Raw genomic sequence first — 16,067 nt, 5'->3', positions numbered from 1 at the left:
GTGTTGGTAGCCATGGCTGTGTTCTCCTGAAGTGCAGAGGATGACCCTCCACTGGCACGACGAACGAGGCGGCGGAAAATCGACAGCGAACTGTAGCGCCGTGCGAAAAAATTTTTTGAGGCCGAAAGTTCGCAGTTTCTTTGGCCTGCGCGCCCTGGTCAGGCGGAGCGCAGGAGAAGAGCCTCGCGCTCTTCGATCCAGTGCGAGCCGTGCCCGTAGATCGCATTCTGGACTTCGCAGATCACCTGGGCCTCCCTGCGCGCTGCAGGGGTTTCGGGCACCCACAGGCCGTCGTCGCAGTGCTCGTCGTCCTCGTCGTGGACGACGCTCGAACGCCAGTTGACGCAGATCTGCTTCATTCGATTCGAGGCGGACGGGGAAGGGTGGTGGAGTGCGGGCCGCATGGCGTGCTTTGCTGGATGGCGGCGATCCTACAAGCGCGCATTGGCAAACGGAGTACGTCGGGCAGGATGCCCGCGGAGGAAGCTGTGCAAATTTGCGCACGTTGCGGTGAATCCTGCGGGTTCGCGTGCCCATGCATACTGCGCGCGATGATGAAGAACCCGCACCACGACTGCCGCGTCTTCGGCTCGCCCTGGGAAGGCGTGCATGGCACCCGCATCTCGAGCCAACGGCGCTACGGCAGGCATTGGCATGCCACCTTCGGCATCGGCGTCATCGACGAAGGCGCCCAGCGCTCGGCCAGCGGGTGCGGCGAGGTCGAGGCCCATGCCGGCCATCTCATCGCGACGAATCCGGGCGAAGTGCATGACGGGCGGCCGCTCGGCGCGCCGTTCCGGCGCTGGCGCATGCTGTATCTCGAACCCGCTGCGATCCGATGGGCCGTGGATGCGGCTGCAATGGGCGCGGCGAACGAGGACATGGCCCTGGTCCGCCCCRTCATCAAGGACGAGGGGTTGCGGCGCATGCTCGGCGAGCTCCTGCGGCTGCTGGAGGCGCGCACTGCCGCGCCGCAGCGGGCAGAGGTGGATGCACTGCGCTGCGAGGAGCTGCTCGTGCAGACCTGCACCATGCTCGCATCGCGCCACGGTGCGCAAAGGCTGCCCACGCGCGCCGCATCGGCCGACGTCTCGCAAGCGCGCGACATGCTCGCGGATTGCCTTGCGCAGCCGCCCAGCCTGGCGCAGCTCGCTGCGTCTTCGGGGCTGAGCAAATACCAGCTGCTGCGGCGCTTCAAGGCGGTCCATGGCGTTACGCCGTTCGCGTGGCTGTTGCAGCAGCGCGCGGAAGTGGCGCGCGGCCTCATCCGGCGCGGCACTGCACTGGCGGATGCGGCCATGGCGACGGGCTTTGCCGACCAGAGCCACATGACGCGCGCGTTTGCACTGCACTTCGGCTTCACGCCTGGTGCATGGCAGCGCGCCTGGGCGGCGCCCGCACGGCTGCAATAGCGTTCAAGACACGCCGCGGCGCCAGCGACACACTGGGCCATGCACTCTTTCTTCTTCTCTCATTCGCCGGAAATCTGGCAGCGCCATCCCGAACTGGTGCCCGGCGTCCTGCTGGCCCAGGGCATCCACCGGAACGCCTGCGTGCAGGCGCAGGTGGCGCACTACCACGGCGTGGCGCGCGCACGGCTCGAAACCGTCGGCTCGGAAGCCGATCTTCCGGAGATCCAGGCCTGGCGCCGCACCTTCGCACGCATGGGGCTCAAGCCCACGCAGTACCGGTGCGCCTCCGAGTCGCTGCTGCGCCGGTTCAGGAAGGAAGGCGCGCTGCCGCCGATCCATCCGCTCGTCGATTTGTGCAACGCGCTGTCGCTGGCCTTCGCGATTCCGATCGCGGTGTTCGACCTGTCGAAGGTGGCCGAGGGGCTGCAAGTGCGGTGCGCCGACGGCAGCGAAAGCTACCTCGCGTTCTCGGGCGAAACGGAAACGCCCGAACGCGGCGAAGTCGTCTTTGCGGATGCCGCAGGCTGCGCGCATGCGCGGCGCTGGACCCATCGCCAGAGCGCGCTTTCGGCCGTGCGCGATGAAACCTCCCGCGTCCTCATCGTGGCCGAGGCCCTGCATGCGGATGCCGCCAACGATGTCCGGCAGCTGCTGGATGCACTGTCCCGGGCATTGGCCGAGACCTGGGCGCCGCCGGCCGCGAGCGCGCTGTTGCGGCAAGACGCGCCCCGCCTGGTGTTCTGAAAAGCGGCCGTCCCCCGAGGCGCCCGGTCAGGCGCGCCGCTTGAAGAGCGCGGACGCGCCGCTCGCGTGCGCCACATCCTCGGCCGTGGCCAGCAGGGCCGGGCCCAGCGCGAGCATGCGTTCTTCGGTCAGCCGCACCAGCGGCCCGGCGATGGTGATGACGCCGATCACCGCGCCGTTGCCGCTGCGCACCGGCGCGGCCATGGCCGTCATGGCGGGCGCGAACACCTCGTTGATCATCGCGAAGCCGCGCTTGCGGGCCGCGCGCAGGTACACCAGCAGTGCCTTGACGGTGGTCGGCGCCTTCGGGCCGTAGTCCTCGGGCTTGCCGAAGCCTTGCCTGGCGACCAGCTGGAGCGCCTGTTCGTCCGTCATGGTCGACAGCCACGCGTGGCCCGCGGAACTGCACGAGAGGTTGACCGAGAGGCCCATGTCGGGGTCGTAGCGCAGGCCGCGCACGGCGCCTTGCGCCTTGGCGACGAAGGTCAGCTCGTCGCCGTCGACCACCGCCAGCCGCACCAGCTCGCCCGATTCGGCCGCGAGCCGGTCGAGCAGCGGCTGTGCCACGTCGACGATGCCGCTGTTGCTCAGGAAGCTCAGGCCGAGCGACACCAGCTTGATCGTGAGCATGTAGTCGCCATGGCTCTGGTCCTGCCGCACATAGCCGCAGCGGATCAGCTCGCCCAGCAGGCGGTGGGTGGCGCTCAGCGGCATCTCCAGCTCGGCGGAGAGCGCGGAAAGCGCGCGGCCTTCGGGGTGGCCGGCCAGGTGTTCACGCATTGGCCGTTCCGGCGCTTGCGCAGGAGGCGCAGGAACGCGTCATCCGCTTCGGCCACCTCAACAACGCCGACCACCCGGTGAGCTTTGGCGTGAAGCGCTTTGCCGAGCTGCTGGCGGCCAAGAGCGGCGGCAAGATGAAGGTGCAGGAGTACCCGGCCTCGCAGCTGGGCAACGAGATGCAGCAGCAGTCGGCGCTGCAGGGCGGCGTGCAGCAGATGTCGGCGCCGGCCACCACCTCGCTCGCGGGCATCGTGAAGGAGTTCGGCCTGGTCGACTTTCCGTTCGCGGTCGGCAACTTCGCGCAGGCCGATGCGCTGCTCGACGGCCCGCTCGGGCAGGGCGCTCATTGCGAAGCTGCCGGAGAAGGGCCTGGTCGCGCTGGGCTACTGGGACCTGGGCTTTCGCAACGTCACCAACAGCAAGCGCCCGATCACCCGGCCCGAAGACCTGGAGGGCCTGAAGATCCGCGTGATTCCCAACCCGGTGTTCCTGGAGACCTTCAAGTCCTTCAAGGCCAACCCGGTGCCGATGCCCTTCGCGGAGCTCTACGGCGCGCTCGAGTCGAAGGCGGTCGACGGCCAGGAGAACCCGTACTCGGTGATTCTTTCGAACAAGTTCTTCGAGGTGCAGAAGTTCGTGAGCGCCACCAACCATGTGTACGCGGCCAACATCGTGCTGGTCAGCAAGAAGTTCTGGGACACGCTCAATCCCGCGGAGCAGAAGATGATGCGCGAGGCTGCAGACGAGGCCCGGGGCTACCAGCGCCAGGTGAGCCGCGCCGCCGCGCAGCGGGCCGTGGGCGAGCTCCAGGCCAAGGGCGCGAAGTTCAACGAGGTGGCGCCGGCCGAGCAGGCCCGCATGCGGCAGATTGCGAGGCCCGTCATCGAGCGCTTCTCCGCCAGCTACGACCCCGCCATCGTCAAGCTCTACAACGACGAACTTGCGCGCATCCGCAAATAGGAAAGAAGCCACGGAATGAAGATCCTCGTCCTGCACGGCCCCAACCTCAACCTGTTCGGCCGCCGCGAACCCCACATCTACGGCACCACCACGCTGGCCGAGATCGACGCCTTGCTGCACAAGCTCGCGGGCGAACTCGGCGCCACGCTGGAGACGATCCAGTCGAACCACGAAGGCGTGCTGGTGGACTTCCTGCACGCGCACATCGATGATGCGCAGGGCGCGCTGGTCAATCCGGCAGGCCTCACGCAGCACGGCGTTCCGCTGCACGATGCGATCAAGGCCATGCCGTTTCCGACCATCGAGGTGCACATGTCGAACATTGCCGCGCGCGAGGCCTGGCGCGCGCACTCGATCATCTCGCCAGCCGTCAAGGGCACGGTCCAGGGCCTGGGACCGCAGTCGTACCTGGCCGCGCTGCGCGCGCTGGTCGAGATGCAGCAAAGGCAACCGGCCGGCGCCTGAAGAGAGCCCCGGCGGAACACACGAAGGAGACGCCCATGAAAGGCTCGAAGCAGAAATGGCTGGCGGTGGCCGTCGCGGCATTCGCCGCATTGGCGGCGGCCGGTGCCGGCGCGCAGGTCAAGGAACGCACGCTCAAGTTCGCGTTCCAGAACCAGACCGGCCATCCGCAGGCGCAGGGCGCGCAGAAGTTCGCCGACATCGTCGCGGCCAAGTCCGGCGGCAAGATCACGGTCAAGCTGTTTCCGGGCGGCACGCTCGGCGGCGACCTGCAGACCGTGTCTGCGCTGCAGGGCGGAACGGTCGAGCTCACGGTGCTCAACGCAGGCATCCTCTCGGCGCAGCTCAAGGAGTTCGCGGTCTTCGACTTTCCGTTCCTCTTCAACAGCGGCAAGGAGGCCGATGCGGTCACCGACGGGCCCTTCGGCCAGAAGCTGATGGCAAGGCTCGACGACAAGGGCCTGCACGGCCTTGGCTACTGGGACCTGGGCTTTCGCAATCTCACCAACAGCAAGCGGCCGATCGCGGCGGCCGACGACATCGCGGGGCTCAAGATCCGCGTCATTCAATCGCCGATCTACATCGACCTGTTCAGCGCGCTGGGCGCCAATGCCACGCCGCTGCCGTTCCCCGAGCTCTATACCGCGCTCGACCAGAAAGCGGTCGACGGGCAGGAGAACCCGAACACCACCATCCTGGCCTCCAAGTTTGCCGAGGTGCAGAAGTTCATCACCCAGACGCGGCACGTCTACAACCCGCAGGCGCTCCTGGTCAGCAAGAAGACCTGGGACGGCATGAGCGCCGACGAGCGGCAGATCCTCACCGAGGCTGCCAGGGATTCGACCGTGTTCCAGCGCGCGGCCTCGCGCAGCGCCGCCGACAGCGCGCTCGAGGCGCTCAGGAGAGCCGGCATGACCGTCTCGGAACTGCCGCCGGAAGAAATGGAGAAGCTGCGCGCCAAGGTGAAGCCGGTGATCGACAAGTATTCCGCGTCGGTGGGCGAGGCCACGGTCAAGGAGCTGATGTCGGCGATCGACAAGGTGCGCAAGTAGGCTCGTGAGGCTCAGGCCGCGGAAGCGAACGAGCGGGCGCCCAGGTCCGTGCAGGCGCGCTGCATCAGAACCGCGGCTTCGTCGAGGCTGCGTGCCACGCCGTAGACCAGGTGATCGGGCCGCACGAGCGCGGCTTCGCACTGGTGGCGTTCGAACCAGGCGGCGAGGATGCCGTCCGCCTCGGCCAGCGTCGCCATGCCGGGCGCCGGCGCCGTGGCATCGATGCACAGCACACCTGCGCTCAGCGTGGCGGCCGATTCCTGCAAGGCGCGCAGCGTGTCCGCGCCGGGCGCATGGCGCAGCACCAGCAGAAAGCCGTACGGCAGCAGGTCGTCCATCATCTGCGGCGCTGCGTCCGGCCCGAGCGATCCCATGGCCTGGGGGAAGGGCGTGCCCGCGGGCAGTTCGTCGCGATCGATCAACCCGTGGTGCACGCCGGGCAGCAGGCTCTGGCGCAATTGCATGCGCACCTGGCCGCCTTGCTGCTCGCGCAGGCGCCGGTCGCGCTCGGTGGCGCGCACCGGGTCGCGCTCGCAGATGATCTGGCCCAGGCGCTTGACGGTCGCAGTGACATCTTCCACCTGCGGTCCGCGCTCGTCGCCGTAGCTGTCCAGCAGGCGCTCGGAGGCGCGTTCCTCGAGCACCCATTGGAGCTTCCACGCGAGATTGACCGCGTCGCGCAGGCCCTGGCACATGCCCTGCGCCAGGAAGGGCGGCATCTGGTGGGCACTGTCGCCAGCGAGCAGTACGCGGGCGCTGCGCCATTGTTCGGCAACCACCGCGTGAAAGCGGTAAGTGGCGGCGCGCCAGATGCGTGCGTCCGCAGGCGTGAGCCAGGGAGCGAGCAGCTTCCAGATGGACTCGGGCGGCATCTCGCGCTGCTCGGCCTCGTCGGCCAGCAGCAGGAACTCCCAGCGCCGGTGATTGCCCGGTCCCACGACATAGGTGCACGGGCGCGAGGGATGGCAGTACTGGACATTGGTGGCGGGCAGCCGGTCGAGCTTGTCTTCATCCACATGCATGTCGACCACGATCCAGGGCTCGTCGAAGTCGAGGCTCTTGAGTGTGAGCCCCATCTGCTTGCGCGTGGGGCTGGTGCCGCCGTCGCAGCCGACGGCATAGCGCGCGCGCAACTGTGCCTGGGCGCCGTCGGGCCGCCGCACGCCGAGCAGCGCATGGTCCGGCGACTGGCCGAGCTGCAGCACCTCGTGCCCCAGGTGGACCGACACGGTGGGGAGCTTGCCCACGGCCTCGCGCAGCGAGGCTTCCAGTGCCGGCTGGTTGAAGGTGTACGACGGCGCCCAGGCGAGCGGATAGGGCGAGGGCCCCATGTCGAAGTGCTGGATCGGCTCGCCGTCGCATCCCTGGTAGATCGTCGGGCGATAGGGCGTCATGTGCGGCGCCAGSGTGCCGGCGATGCCGATCTCCTGGAACACGCGCAGCGCCTCGTGGTCGAGCGCGAAGGCGCGCGGCAGCGGGTAGATCTGCGTCGACTTGTCGAAGACCGCGACGCGCAGGCCGCGTTGGCCGAGCAGCGCGGCGAGCGTCGCGCCGACGGGGCCGAAGCCRATGACCGCCACATCGACGGGCTCGGGATTCTGTTGGAGCATGGCGTACCTTGAATGCATGGATTTAAATATTGTGCATAAAACTAGTTTTCATGCGCAAAGGGTTATCACCGATGACGCCGGGCCGCTCGGTCGAAAAGAATGCACAAAACGCACTTTGTGCATCAAGTCACCATCAGCAAGGAGACACCATGACGACGATGAAAGCCGCGCGACTGCACAAGGTCGGCGCCCCGATGGAAGTCGAGCAGCTGCCGATTCCCCAGCCCGCCGCCAACGATGTGCAGGTGCGCGTGCGTGCCTGCGGCATCGTGCCCAACCTGGGCAACATCCTGGCCAACTGGACCACCTGGTTCCCGGAACTGCCGCTGCCGCCGCTGCCCGCGGTGTTCGGGCTCGACCCGGCGGGCGAGGTGACGGCGGTCGGCACCCACGTGCACACCTGGAAACCCGGCGACCGCGTCTACGTGAACCCGAGCCTCTACTGCGGCGGCTGCCGCGCCTGCCGCAACGGCGATCTCGTCAACTGCACCCACTACGCGTTCAGCGGCTATTTCGGCTTCTCGCAGAACTCGCTCAAGCTCTACAAGAACTATCCTTACGGCGGCCTCGGCGAATACATGATTGCGCCGCAGTACGCGCTGGTGAAGCTGCCCGACAACGTGAGCTTCAACGAGGCGGCGCGCTTCGGCTACCTGGGCACCATGTACTCCGCGATGCGCAAGGCGAAGGTCGGCCCGGGCCGCAGCGTGCTGATCAACGGCATCAGCGGCACGCTGGGCATCGGCGGCGCGCTCTTCGGCCTGGCCATGGGTGCCACGCGCATCCTGGGCACCGGGCGCAATCGCGAGCTGCTGGAGCGCGTCAGGGCGCTGGCACCCGGGCGCATCGAGGTTTTTTCCAACGCCGACGGCGAGGCGATCGACGCCTGGGCCAAGGCGCGCACCGACGGCCTGGGCGTGGACACCTTCATCGACGCGCTGGGACCCGGCGCGCCGCACGAAACCTTCCAGCAGGGCGTGCGCGCGCTCAAGCGCGGCGGGCGCGCCTTCAACATCGGCGCCATCGCAGGCATGGTGGGCATGGACCTGCACACCATGATGGACGAGCAGCAGAGTATCGAGGGCTCGGCCTGGTTCACCGCCGGCGAAGGGCAGGACATGGCCGACATGGCCGAAGCCGGCACGCTCGACCTCTCGGTGTTCGAGCATGTGTGCTATCCGCTGGATCGCATCAACGAGGCGATCTCGGGCATTGCAAGCCGCAACGGCGGCTTCAGCAACTTCGTCATCAACCCCTGAGGCACGCCATGAAGATCAGACGCGTAGTGGCGGGTACGGGCGCCGACGGCAAGGCCCGGGTGCTCTCGGATGGCGTGGCGCCGCGCAGCGTCGAGTTCACGACCCTGCCCGGCCATGCCGCGGCACTGCTGTGGGCCTCGGAGGCTTTCGATACCGTGGGTGCCGGCGCGGCGGACGATCGCACGGGCGAGGCAGGCTTCGCGCCGGCCGCGGGCGGCACCCGCGTGATGATGGTCAGCTTCCCGCCCGATGCGGTGATGATGCGCGCCGACTTCGATGCAGCCGCCTTCGGCGCCGAGGCCGGCCGCCTGCTGCCCGGCCTGGCCGAAACCTTCGAGCCCGACCACCCGGGCATGCACACCACCGACAGCATCGACTACGACATCGTGCTCGAAGGCGAGATCACGCTCGAGCTCGACGACGGTGCGCAGGTGCTGCTGCGCCGGCACGACGTGGYCGTGCAGCAGGGCAACCGGCATGCATGGCGCAACCTCGGCGACAAGCCGGCGACCCTGCTGTTCGTGCTCGTGGGCGCCCGGCGCGCCGGCTGAAACAGGGCCTGCCCCATGAGCCGCACGCCATCGTCAGCGCTGATCCGCCGCCCGGGAAGCGGCGCTGCCCAGCAGCGCGATTTCCTGCAGCAGGTCGGCCAGTGCCACGCGCAGGAAGTCGAGTGTGGTCTCGTCGACGAGGCGGCCGTCGCGGATGCGCGTGCCGACGTTCGCAATGGCGACGTGCGGCCGCACCACGGGCCGCGCGAGCGTGGCGGCCAGGGCATCGCGGATCTGCGCCTGCGCGCGCACGCCGCCGGCGGTGCCGGGCGAGGCGGTCGCGATCAGGACCGGCTTGCCCTTGAGCGGCGAGGCGAAGCCGGGCCGCGACGCCCAGTCGATGGCGTTCTTCAGCACGCCGGGCATGCCGTAGTTGTATTCCGGCGAGCACAGCACCAGGCCGTCGGCTTCTGCAATGGCGGCCTTGAGCCGTGCCACGGCCGCGGGCGGCGAAGCGCCGTCGAGGTCGGCGTTGTAGAGCGGAACGTCGTCCAGGGGAAAGAGCTCGATGGATGCCGTCTCGGGCAGCAGAGGCTGCAGGCTGCGCAGCACCGCGGTGCAGTGGGATTCGCGCCGGATGCTGCCGGAGATGCCGAACAGCCGGATGCCGGGGGTGGAGGTGCCGTGTGTCATGTTCAGGTTCTTGTTCAGGAATCGAGAGTTTATGCATAAAATTGCTTTCATGCACAAACAAGAAATCTCCCCCGCCTTTGAGCCGCCACTGGCCGAGCAGGCCTTCGCCCGCCTGCGGCAGGACGTCCTGGCCGGCACCTTCGAAGCCGGCGCCAAGCTCAAGCTCGACGAACTCCAGTCGGCCTACGGCTACTCCAGCAGCCCGCTGCGCGAGGCGCTCAGCCGCCTGGCGCAGGAAGGGCTCGTTCGCGCCGACGAGCGCCGCGGCTTCCGCGTGGCGCCGATCTCCGAAGAGGACCTGGCCGACATCACGCGCATGCGCGTGATGCTGGACGTGCCCGCGCTGCGCGAATCCATCGCGCACGGCGACGACGCCTGGGAGGCCACGGTACTCGCCGCTTTCCATCGGCTGGAGAAAGTCGAGTCGCGCCTGAGCGACGGGCCGGTCATTCTCGATGGCGAGTGGTCGCAGCTGCACCGCAGCTTCCACCTCTCGTTGCTGGCCGCCTGCCCGTCGCTGCGCCAACGTGCCTGGGGCGCGAGCCTGTTCGACCAGGCCGAGCGCTACCGGCGGTTTTCTGCGCGCCACCGGAAGACCGCGCGCCGCAAGTCGAGCGAGCACAAGAAGATCATGGACGCCGCCTTGCGCCGCGATGCGGACACGGCCTGCGCGCTGCTGGAGGAGCACATCCTGAGCACGCAGCGCAACGTGATTGCCGCACTCAAGGCGGCCCAGGCCGCGCAATCCTAGGAACGCCAGAGCCCGCCACCGGAGACAGACAGCATGCTCAAGGTCGCACGACCCACGCCTTCGCATTTCGGCATCTTCGTCACCGACCTGGAGCGGATGGTGGCCTTCTATACCGAGACCTTCGACCTCACGATCACCGACCGCGGCGAGGGCCGCACCTTCAGGAACCAGCTGGTGTTCACCAGCGCGAGCCCCGACCAGCACCACCAGCTGGTGCTCGCCTCGGGCCGGCCGGCGGAGGCGACGTTCAGCACCGTGATGCAGATCTCGTTCGTGGTGCCGAGCATCCAGCACCTGCGCGACATCTCCGCGCGCGCCGAGGCCCGGGGCGCCACCAACATCCGCGGCCTGAACCACGGCAACGCGCTGTCGGTCTACATGCTCGACCCGGAAGGCAACACGGTCGAGATCTACGTCGACACGCCGTTCTACATCGCGCAGCCGCATGGCGATCCGCTCGACCTCACCAAGGACGACGAAACGCTCATGCGCGAGACCGAAGAGGCCTGCCGCAGGGACCCGAGCTTCATGCCGCTCGCGCAGTGGCAGGCGCAGTTCGAGTCGCGTGCGCCGGCCGCGCCCTGACTCTTCATCCAACCGCACATTTCAACCGGAGTTCCCATGAAGCTTTTGTCATTTGTCCATCAAGGCCGCGAAACCTGGGGCGCCGTCGTCGGCGACGGCGTGGTCGATCTCGGCAAGGCGCGACCGCAGCATGCGGGCCTGGTCGACTACATCGCCTCGGGCGAGTACCTGAAGGCGGCGCAGCATGTCGAAGGCCTGCCCATCGCGGCCAGGCTCGCCGACATCACCTACCTGCCGCCGATCCCCAGGTCCGAGAAGATCGTGTGCGCGGTGCGCAACTACATGGACCACCACCAGGAGGTGCTGGCGGCCGGCATGCATCGCGAGCTCTCCGAGCAGCCGCCGATCTTCCTGCGCGTGTGGCGTTCGCAATGCGCGCACAACCAGCCGATCGTGCGGCCGCACGTGTCGGAATCGCTCGACTGGGAAGGCGAGCTCGCCGTCATCATCGGCAAGGGCGGGCGCAACATCGCCGAGGCCGACGCCTTCGATCATGTGGCAGGCTATTCCTGCTACAACGACGGCAGCGTGCGCGAGTGGCAGTTCCATGCCAAGCAGATCGCCTCGGGCAAGAACTTCGAGTCGACCGGCGGCTTCGGCCCCTGGATGGTGACGGCCGACGAGATCGCGCCCGGCCGCGAACTCAAGCTCGAGACCCGGCTCAACGGCGAAGTGGTGCAGAGCAGCCACACGGGCCACATGATCTTCAGCATTCCGAAGCTCATCAGCTACTCGTCGACCATCTTCACGCTCGCGCCCGGCGACGTCATTGCCACCGGCACGCCGGCGGGCGTGGGCTGGAGCAAGAAGCCGCCGCGCTTCATGAAGCCGGGCGACGTGTGCGAGGTCGAGATCGAAGGCATCGGCGTGCTGCGCAATCCCATCGTCCAGCAGGACTGAGGCCCCGGACCCGGACCGCGGCGGCACAAGCCGCGGCCTTCCTTCCACAACATTGGAGACAAAACCATGTGGCACAGACGCTCGCTCGTCGCCGCAGGCCTGGCCCTGGCCTGCGCGGCACCCCTTCACGGCCTGGCCCAGGGCTTTCCGGACAAGCCGATCAAGATCTACCAGGGCTTTGCGGCCGGCGGCAACGCCGACACCATCGCGCGCGTGGTCAGCACGGAAATGGCCAAGGGGCTCGGCCAGCCCTTCGTGGTCGAGGCCCAGACCGGCGCGGGCGGCACCATTGCCTCGGGCACCGTGGCGCGCGCCAAGCCCGATGGCTACACGCTGCTGCTGGCCACGGGCGGCCACGCGGTGGCCGGCGCGCTCTACAACAAGCTCAGCTACCAGACGGTGACGGACTTCCAGATGGTCTCGACGATCACCTACTTTCCGTTCCTGCTGGTGGTGCGGGCCGATTCGCCCTACCGCGGGCTGGCCGAGATGCTCGCCGCGGCGCGTGCTGATGCGCGCGGCGTGTCGTACGGCTCGGCCGGTATCGGCTCCACGCATCATCTTGCGGGCGAGCTGCTGGTGAAGAGCGCCAACGTCGAGATGCTGCACATTCCCTACCGCGGCGATGCGGCCTCCGTGGCGGCGCTGCTCGGCGGCGAGGTGCCGATGATCATCGCGCCGCCCACCGCCGTGCTGGCCAACATCAAGGCCGGCAAGCTCCGCGCGCTGGCCACCACCGGCGCACAGCGCTGGAGCCAGATGCCCGAGCTGCCGACTGTGGCCGAGCAGGGCGCGCCCGGCTACGACGTGCGCTCCTGGGCCGGCTTCATGGCACCCGCGGGCACGCCGCGCCCGGTCGTCGACCGCCTGCGCGCCGARACGCTCAAGGCCCTGCAGGCGCCGGCCGTGCGTGCGCGGCTCGAGGAAATGGGCGGCGAAGCGCGCGGCAGCACGCCCGAAGAAATGACCACCATGGTGGCCGCCGAACTCAAGCGGTGGACCGCCGTGGTGAACGATGCACACATTCCCAAGCAATGAGGATCCCTCCATGTCCCTGATCGACATCCGCAAGCGCAGTCTTTGCATCGAAACCATCTACCACGAGGGCGGTCCGCCGGCCGCCACGCCGCTCAGGCTGGCGGCCGCCTGCGCGGTCATCCACAACCCTTACGCAGGCCGCTACGAGCCGGACCTGCTGCCCTTCATGGCCGAGCTGCGCGCGCTCGGCACGCTGCTGGCCACCGAACTGGTCGAGACGCTCGGGCGCGACAAGGTCGAGGTCTACAGCAAGGCCGCGATCGTCGGCGTGAACGGCGAGATGGAGCACGGCGCCGTCTGGCACGAGGCCGGCGGCTGGGCCATGCGCGAGGTGCTCGGCGAGCCGAAGGCGATCGTGCCCTCGGCCAAGGCGGTGGCCGCCACCGGCTACCGGCTGATGGTGCCGCTGCACTACATCCATGCCGCCTACGTGCGCAGCCACTACAACGCGATGGAGATCGGCATCCAGGATGCGCCGCGGCCGAACGAGATCCTGTTCGCGCTGGTGATGGGTACCGGAGGGCGGGTGCATGCGCGCCTGGGCGGGCTCACCAAGGACAAGGTGTCCGTGCACGACGGGCAGCGCTGATGTCGCGCCCCACGATGAAGGCGGTCCAGCTGCAGGCCCCCGGCGGCCCCGAGGTGCTGCAACTGGTGGAGCTGCCGCTGCCGCAGCCGCAGGCCGGCGAAGTGCGGGTCAAGGCCATGGCCATCGGCGCCGGCGGCCCCGACGTGCTGATCCGCAACGGCAGCTACAAGTGGATGCCGCCCATGCCGGCGATTCCCGGCAACGAGATGGCCGGCATCGTCGATGCCGTCGGCCCCGGCGTCACCGCGCTGCAGGTCGGCCAGCGCGTGTTCGTGAGCGCGCGCGAGCTCGCGCAGCGCGGCGGCTGCTATGCCGAAGCCATCTGCGTGCCCGAGGCCGCGCCCTTCGTGCTTCCCGATGCGATCCGCTTCGAGGATGCCGTGAGCCTCGGCAACTTCCAGCTCGCGCTGGCCATGCTGTCGAGCAACGGCAACCTGCCGGCGCAATCCGTGCTGATTCCTGGCGCGGCCGGCGGCGTGGCCACGGCGCTGGTGCAGGTGGCACGCGACCGCGGCTTGCGCGTGATCGGCACCGCGTCTACGCCGCAGAAGCGGGATTTCGCGCGGGCCAACGGCGCGCACGAGGTGATCGAGAGCGACCCGCAAGGCCTGACAGAGAAGGTCATGCAGCTCACCGGCGGGCGCGGTGTGGACCTGGCCTTCGACCACCTGGGCGGCGAGCTCTTCATCGCCTGCCTGCGCGCCCTTGCGCCGTTCGGCATGGCGGTCTCCTACAACATCGTCAACGGCCCGCCGGCCGGCGACGTGTTCGAGGAGCTTCGGCGGCTGCTGGGCAGGAGCCTGGCCGTGCGCACCTTCTCGATCCACGCCATCGACGCCGACGCGGCGCAGCGGCGCGGCTTCATGGAGGCCGCGATCGCGCTGATGGCGCAGGGACGCGTGCATGCGCCCCCCGCCACCTGCTTCGCGCTGGTGGATTCGCGCCGTGCACACGAAGTGCTCGACAGCGGAAGCGCGGTCGGCAAGATCGTGCTGCTGCCTGGCGGCTCGCCTCGTGACTAGGCAACGACGCGAGAACCCGCCGCAGGCGTCGGTCGCAGCGATTCAAAGCAGCGCGCTCCGGAACAAGGATCGCCGGCTGAACGCCTTGCCCGATTCAAGAAAAACGCCGTCGCCGGTGTAGTGGATCGTCTTCGGATGCCGGGGCGACTCGGCGGCGTGGGCTTTCACCACCTCGAGGATGAAGAAGTCGTACTTGCCGACCAGGCTGCGGTCGTGGACGCGGCATTCGAAGCTCGCGTGGCATTCGCCGATGAGCGGTGCCTCCACGCGCTCGCCATCGGCTGCCGTGAGGCCGAAGGCCGCGAACTTGTCGATCTCGGCGCCCGAGCTGTTGCCGATGCGCACGACCTCGTCGGTGAGCGGCCGCGTGGGGAGGTTGATGACGCACTCGCCGCTGCGGCGGATCATTTCGAAGCTGTGGTTCGTGCGCGCGATCACGCAGCCTACCAGCGAGGGCGTGAACTCGATCACCGTGTGCCAGCCCAGCGTCATGATGTTGTTCTTCCCCTGCCATCGGGAAGACAGGAGCACGACCGGGCCCGGCTCCAGGAACTGGCGCACCTGGGAGACAGGGAAGTCCGCCTTGGCGAAAAGCTTTTTCTTTTTCGTCATCGCGATACCTTTTCGCATTCGGAAATGCGTACGGTACCGCGAAGCACGTCTCAGCTCCTCCCCGCAATGAAATCCGGATGCCGCGCGCAGATCTCCGGCAGCGAACTCAGCGTGCCCGAGAGGTGCTCGCGCAGCGCCTTCTGCGCCGCCGCGCCGTCGTGCTTTGCAATGGCGCGCACGATGGCGCGGTGGTCGCGCAGGATCGCCTCGGTCTTGCCGGCGGTGGGCAGGTGCAGGCGGCGCAGGCGGTCCACGTGGCCCGAGACGCGGGACACCATGTCCCACAGGCTCGGCACGCCTGCGGCTTCGTACATCAGATGATGGAACTTGCGGTCGGCGCCGACGAAGTCGCCGTACTGCCGCGCCGCCGCCAGCGTGGCCTGCAGCGCGACCTGGGCCTGCAGCTGGGCCACGAGCTCGGGCGGCGCCTCTTCGGCCAGCTGGTGCACGATCTCGAGCTCGATCGAGCGGCGCAAAAAGTGCGCCTGCTTCGCGGCGTCGACGTCGATGCGGCTCACCAAGGTGGCGTGCTGCGGGAACACATCCACCAGGCCTTCCTCGGCAAGGCGCAGCAGCGCCTCGCGCACCGGCGTCTGGCTCACGCCGAAGCGGTCGGCCAGCTCCTGGCGGACCAGCACGGTGCCGGGCACGAGTTCAAGGGAAAGGATGGCACCGCGCAGCTTTTCGAGCACCTGGGGCGCTGCAAGGCGTGTGCGGTCGAGTCGGATCCGGGGGAGGGCTGTCATTCGTTCGAATTTTCGCTTTGACCGAGTGATATATTAGTGTTTTAATGTAGTTGATTCCACGAAGAATACCGGTTCCGCCCCGATGCCACGTTCCTACGACACCCTGCGCAGCGCCCGCTGGTTCGCGCCCGACGACTTCCGCTCCTTCGGCCACCGCTCGCGCGTGATGCAGATGGGCTATGCGCCCACCGACTGGGTCGGCAAGCCGATCATCGCCATCGTCAACACCTGGAGCGACGCCAACCAGTGCCATTCGCACTTCAAGCAGCGCGTGGACGACGTCAAGCGCGGCATCTTCCAGGCGGGCGGCTTTCCGCTCGAGCTGCCGGCCATCTCGCTGTCCGAGAGCATGGTCAAGCCC

19 protein-coding genes and 1 pseudogene are annotated in these 16,067 nt (G+C 68.2%); 14 read left to right on the top strand and 6 right to left on the bottom strand.

Annotated features, from left to right (window positions below):
- Positions 1 to 158: 158 nt before the first annotated feature.
- Positions 159 to 359 carry a hypothetical protein gene (locus tag AC1DOC_RS03755; RefSeq protein ID WP_021003566.1) on the bottom strand — a complete coding sequence of 67 codons (201 nt, stop codon included), beginning with the start codon at positions 357 to 359 and terminating at the stop codon, positions 159 to 161.
- A gap of 192 nt (positions 360 to 551) precedes the next feature.
- Between AC1DOC_RS03755 and AC1DOC_RS03750 the strand changes: the two genes are divergently transcribed.
- On the top strand, positions 552 to 1,412 hold the full coding sequence (locus AC1DOC_RS03750; protein ID WP_478129416.1) for an AraC family transcriptional regulator: 861 nt from the start codon (positions 552 to 554) through the stop codon (positions 1,410 to 1,412).
- 39 nt (positions 1,413 to 1,451) lie between these two features.
- Positions 1,452 to 2,156: a phenylalanine--tRNA ligase beta subunit-related protein gene (locus AC1DOC_RS03745; RefSeq protein WP_015865775.1), complete on the top strand. Its 705-nt coding sequence runs from the start codon at positions 1,452 to 1,454 to the stop codon at positions 2,154 to 2,156.
- 27 nt (positions 2,157 to 2,183) lie between these two features.
- Here AC1DOC_RS03745 and AC1DOC_RS03740 read toward each other — a convergent pair whose 3' ends face one another.
- The gene (locus AC1DOC_RS03740; RefSeq protein WP_478129415.1) at positions 2,184 to 2,936 is read right to left on the bottom strand and encodes an IclR family transcriptional regulator; all 753 of its coding nucleotides are present in this window, start codon (positions 2,934 to 2,936) and stop codon (positions 2,184 to 2,186) included.
- On the opposite strand from AC1DOC_RS03740, the pseudogene AC1DOC_RS03735 reads away from it, so the two are divergent.
- The 3 genes and pseudogenes from AC1DOC_RS03735 (at position 2,936) to AC1DOC_RS03725 (ending at position 5,410) form a co-directional block, all read left to right on the top strand.
- Positions 2,936 to 3,896, top strand: a pseudogene (locus tag AC1DOC_RS03735) (TRAP transporter substrate-binding protein). The gene AC1DOC_RS03740 and the pseudogene AC1DOC_RS03735 overlap by 1 nt on opposite strands.
- A 15-nt stretch (positions 3,897 to 3,911) precedes the next feature.
- Complete coding sequence (locus AC1DOC_RS03730) at positions 3,912 to 4,361, top strand: type II 3-dehydroquinate dehydratase (RefSeq protein ID WP_478080896.1); 450 nt, start codon at positions 3,912 to 3,914, stop codon at positions 4,359 to 4,361.
- A gap of 35 nt (positions 4,362 to 4,396) precedes the next feature.
- Entirely contained in the window at positions 4,397 to 5,410 is a 1,014-nt protein-coding gene (locus AC1DOC_RS03725; protein ID WP_478080895.1) for a TRAP transporter substrate-binding protein, read from the top strand.
- A gap of 11 nt (positions 5,411 to 5,421) precedes the next feature.
- Here the strand turns inward: AC1DOC_RS03725 and AC1DOC_RS03720 are convergent, their stop codons facing one another.
- Positions 5,422 to 7,020: a bifunctional 3-(3-hydroxy-phenyl)propionate/3-hydroxycinnamic acid hydroxylase gene (locus AC1DOC_RS03720; protein ID WP_478080894.1), complete on the bottom strand. Its 1,599-nt coding sequence runs from the start codon at positions 7,018 to 7,020 to the stop codon at positions 5,422 to 5,424.
- A 149-nt stretch (positions 7,021 to 7,169) separates the two neighbouring features.
- Between AC1DOC_RS03720 and AC1DOC_RS03715 the strand changes: the two genes are divergently transcribed.
- Together AC1DOC_RS03715 and AC1DOC_RS03710 are read left to right on the top strand one after the other, a co-directional pair.
- On the top strand, positions 7,170 to 8,279 hold the full coding sequence (locus AC1DOC_RS03715; RefSeq protein ID WP_478080893.1) for an alcohol dehydrogenase catalytic domain-containing protein: 1,110 nt from the start codon (positions 7,170 to 7,172) through the stop codon (positions 8,277 to 8,279).
- Positions 8,280 to 8,287: 8 nt separating this feature from the next.
- Complete coding sequence (locus tag AC1DOC_RS03710) at positions 8,288 to 8,830, top strand: cupin domain-containing protein (RefSeq protein ID WP_478129414.1); 543 nt, start codon at positions 8,288 to 8,290, stop codon at positions 8,828 to 8,830.
- A 33-nt stretch (positions 8,831 to 8,863) separates the two neighbouring features.
- Here AC1DOC_RS03710 and AC1DOC_RS03705 read toward each other — a convergent pair whose 3' ends face one another.
- Positions 8,864 to 9,463, bottom strand: a complete 600-nt coding sequence (locus AC1DOC_RS03705) for an NADPH-dependent FMN reductase (protein WP_478083552.1) — start codon at positions 9,461 to 9,463, stop codon at positions 8,864 to 8,866.
- A gap of 31 nt (positions 9,464 to 9,494) precedes the next feature.
- Here AC1DOC_RS03705 and AC1DOC_RS03700 point away from each other — a divergent pair, with 31 nt between their 5' ends.
- The 6 genes from AC1DOC_RS03700 to AC1DOC_RS03675 all read left to right on the top strand — a co-directional run bounded on the left by AC1DOC_RS03700 (position 9,495) and on the right by AC1DOC_RS03675 (position 14,348).
- Positions 9,495 to 10,214: a GntR family transcriptional regulator gene (locus AC1DOC_RS03700; protein WP_478080890.1), complete on the top strand. Its 720-nt coding sequence runs from the start codon at positions 9,495 to 9,497 to the stop codon at positions 10,212 to 10,214.
- Positions 10,215 to 10,247: 33 nt separating this feature from the next.
- Positions 10,248 to 10,799: a VOC family protein gene (locus AC1DOC_RS03695; RefSeq protein ID WP_478080889.1), complete on the top strand. Its 552-nt coding sequence runs from the start codon at positions 10,248 to 10,250 to the stop codon at positions 10,797 to 10,799.
- Between the two features lie 36 nt (positions 10,800 to 10,835).
- The gene (locus AC1DOC_RS03690) at positions 10,836 to 11,699 is read left to right on the top strand and encodes a fumarylacetoacetate hydrolase family protein (RefSeq protein WP_478080888.1); all 864 of its coding nucleotides are present in this window, start codon (positions 10,836 to 10,838) and stop codon (positions 11,697 to 11,699) included.
- A gap of 66 nt (positions 11,700 to 11,765) precedes the next feature.
- Entirely contained in the window at positions 11,766 to 12,737 is a 972-nt protein-coding gene (locus tag AC1DOC_RS03685; protein WP_478083554.1) for a tripartite tricarboxylate transporter substrate binding protein, read from the top strand.
- Positions 12,738 to 12,747: 10 nt separating this feature from the next.
- Positions 12,748 to 13,326, top strand: a complete 579-nt coding sequence (locus AC1DOC_RS03680; RefSeq protein WP_478080886.1) for an amino acid synthesis family protein — start codon at positions 12,748 to 12,750, stop codon at positions 13,324 to 13,326.
- Positions 13,326 to 14,348, top strand: coding sequence for a zinc-dependent alcohol dehydrogenase family protein (locus AC1DOC_RS03675; protein WP_478080885.1), 1,023 nt, complete (start codon positions 13,326 to 13,328; stop codon positions 14,346 to 14,348). The genes AC1DOC_RS03680 and AC1DOC_RS03675 overlap by 1 nt, the downstream gene beginning before the upstream one ends.
- A 42-nt stretch (positions 14,349 to 14,390) precedes the next feature.
- On the opposite strand, the gene AC1DOC_RS03670 is transcribed toward AC1DOC_RS03675, so the two are convergent.
- Together AC1DOC_RS03670 and AC1DOC_RS03665 are read right to left on the bottom strand one after the other, a co-directional pair.
- The gene (locus AC1DOC_RS03670; RefSeq protein ID WP_478080884.1) at positions 14,391 to 14,960 is read right to left on the bottom strand and encodes a flavin reductase family protein; all 570 of its coding nucleotides are present in this window, start codon (positions 14,958 to 14,960) and stop codon (positions 14,391 to 14,393) included.
- A 50-nt stretch (positions 14,961 to 15,010) separates the two neighbouring features.
- A complete protein-coding gene (locus AC1DOC_RS03665; RefSeq protein ID WP_015865762.1) occupies positions 15,011 to 15,706 on the bottom strand; it encodes a GntR family transcriptional regulator in 696 nt (231 codons plus the stop codon).
- An 82-nt stretch (positions 15,707 to 15,788) separates the two neighbouring features.
- On the opposite strand from AC1DOC_RS03665, the gene AC1DOC_RS03660 reads away from it, so the two are divergent.
- On the top strand, positions 15,789 to 16,067 hold a 279-nt coding region (locus tag AC1DOC_RS03660), incomplete at its 3' end, for a dihydroxy-acid dehydratase domain-containing protein (RefSeq protein WP_478129413.1).

It is taken from the genome of Variovorax sp. 01T439_2, assembly GCF_056398445.1.
This window is presented reverse-complemented; position numbering and strand designations above follow the sequence as displayed.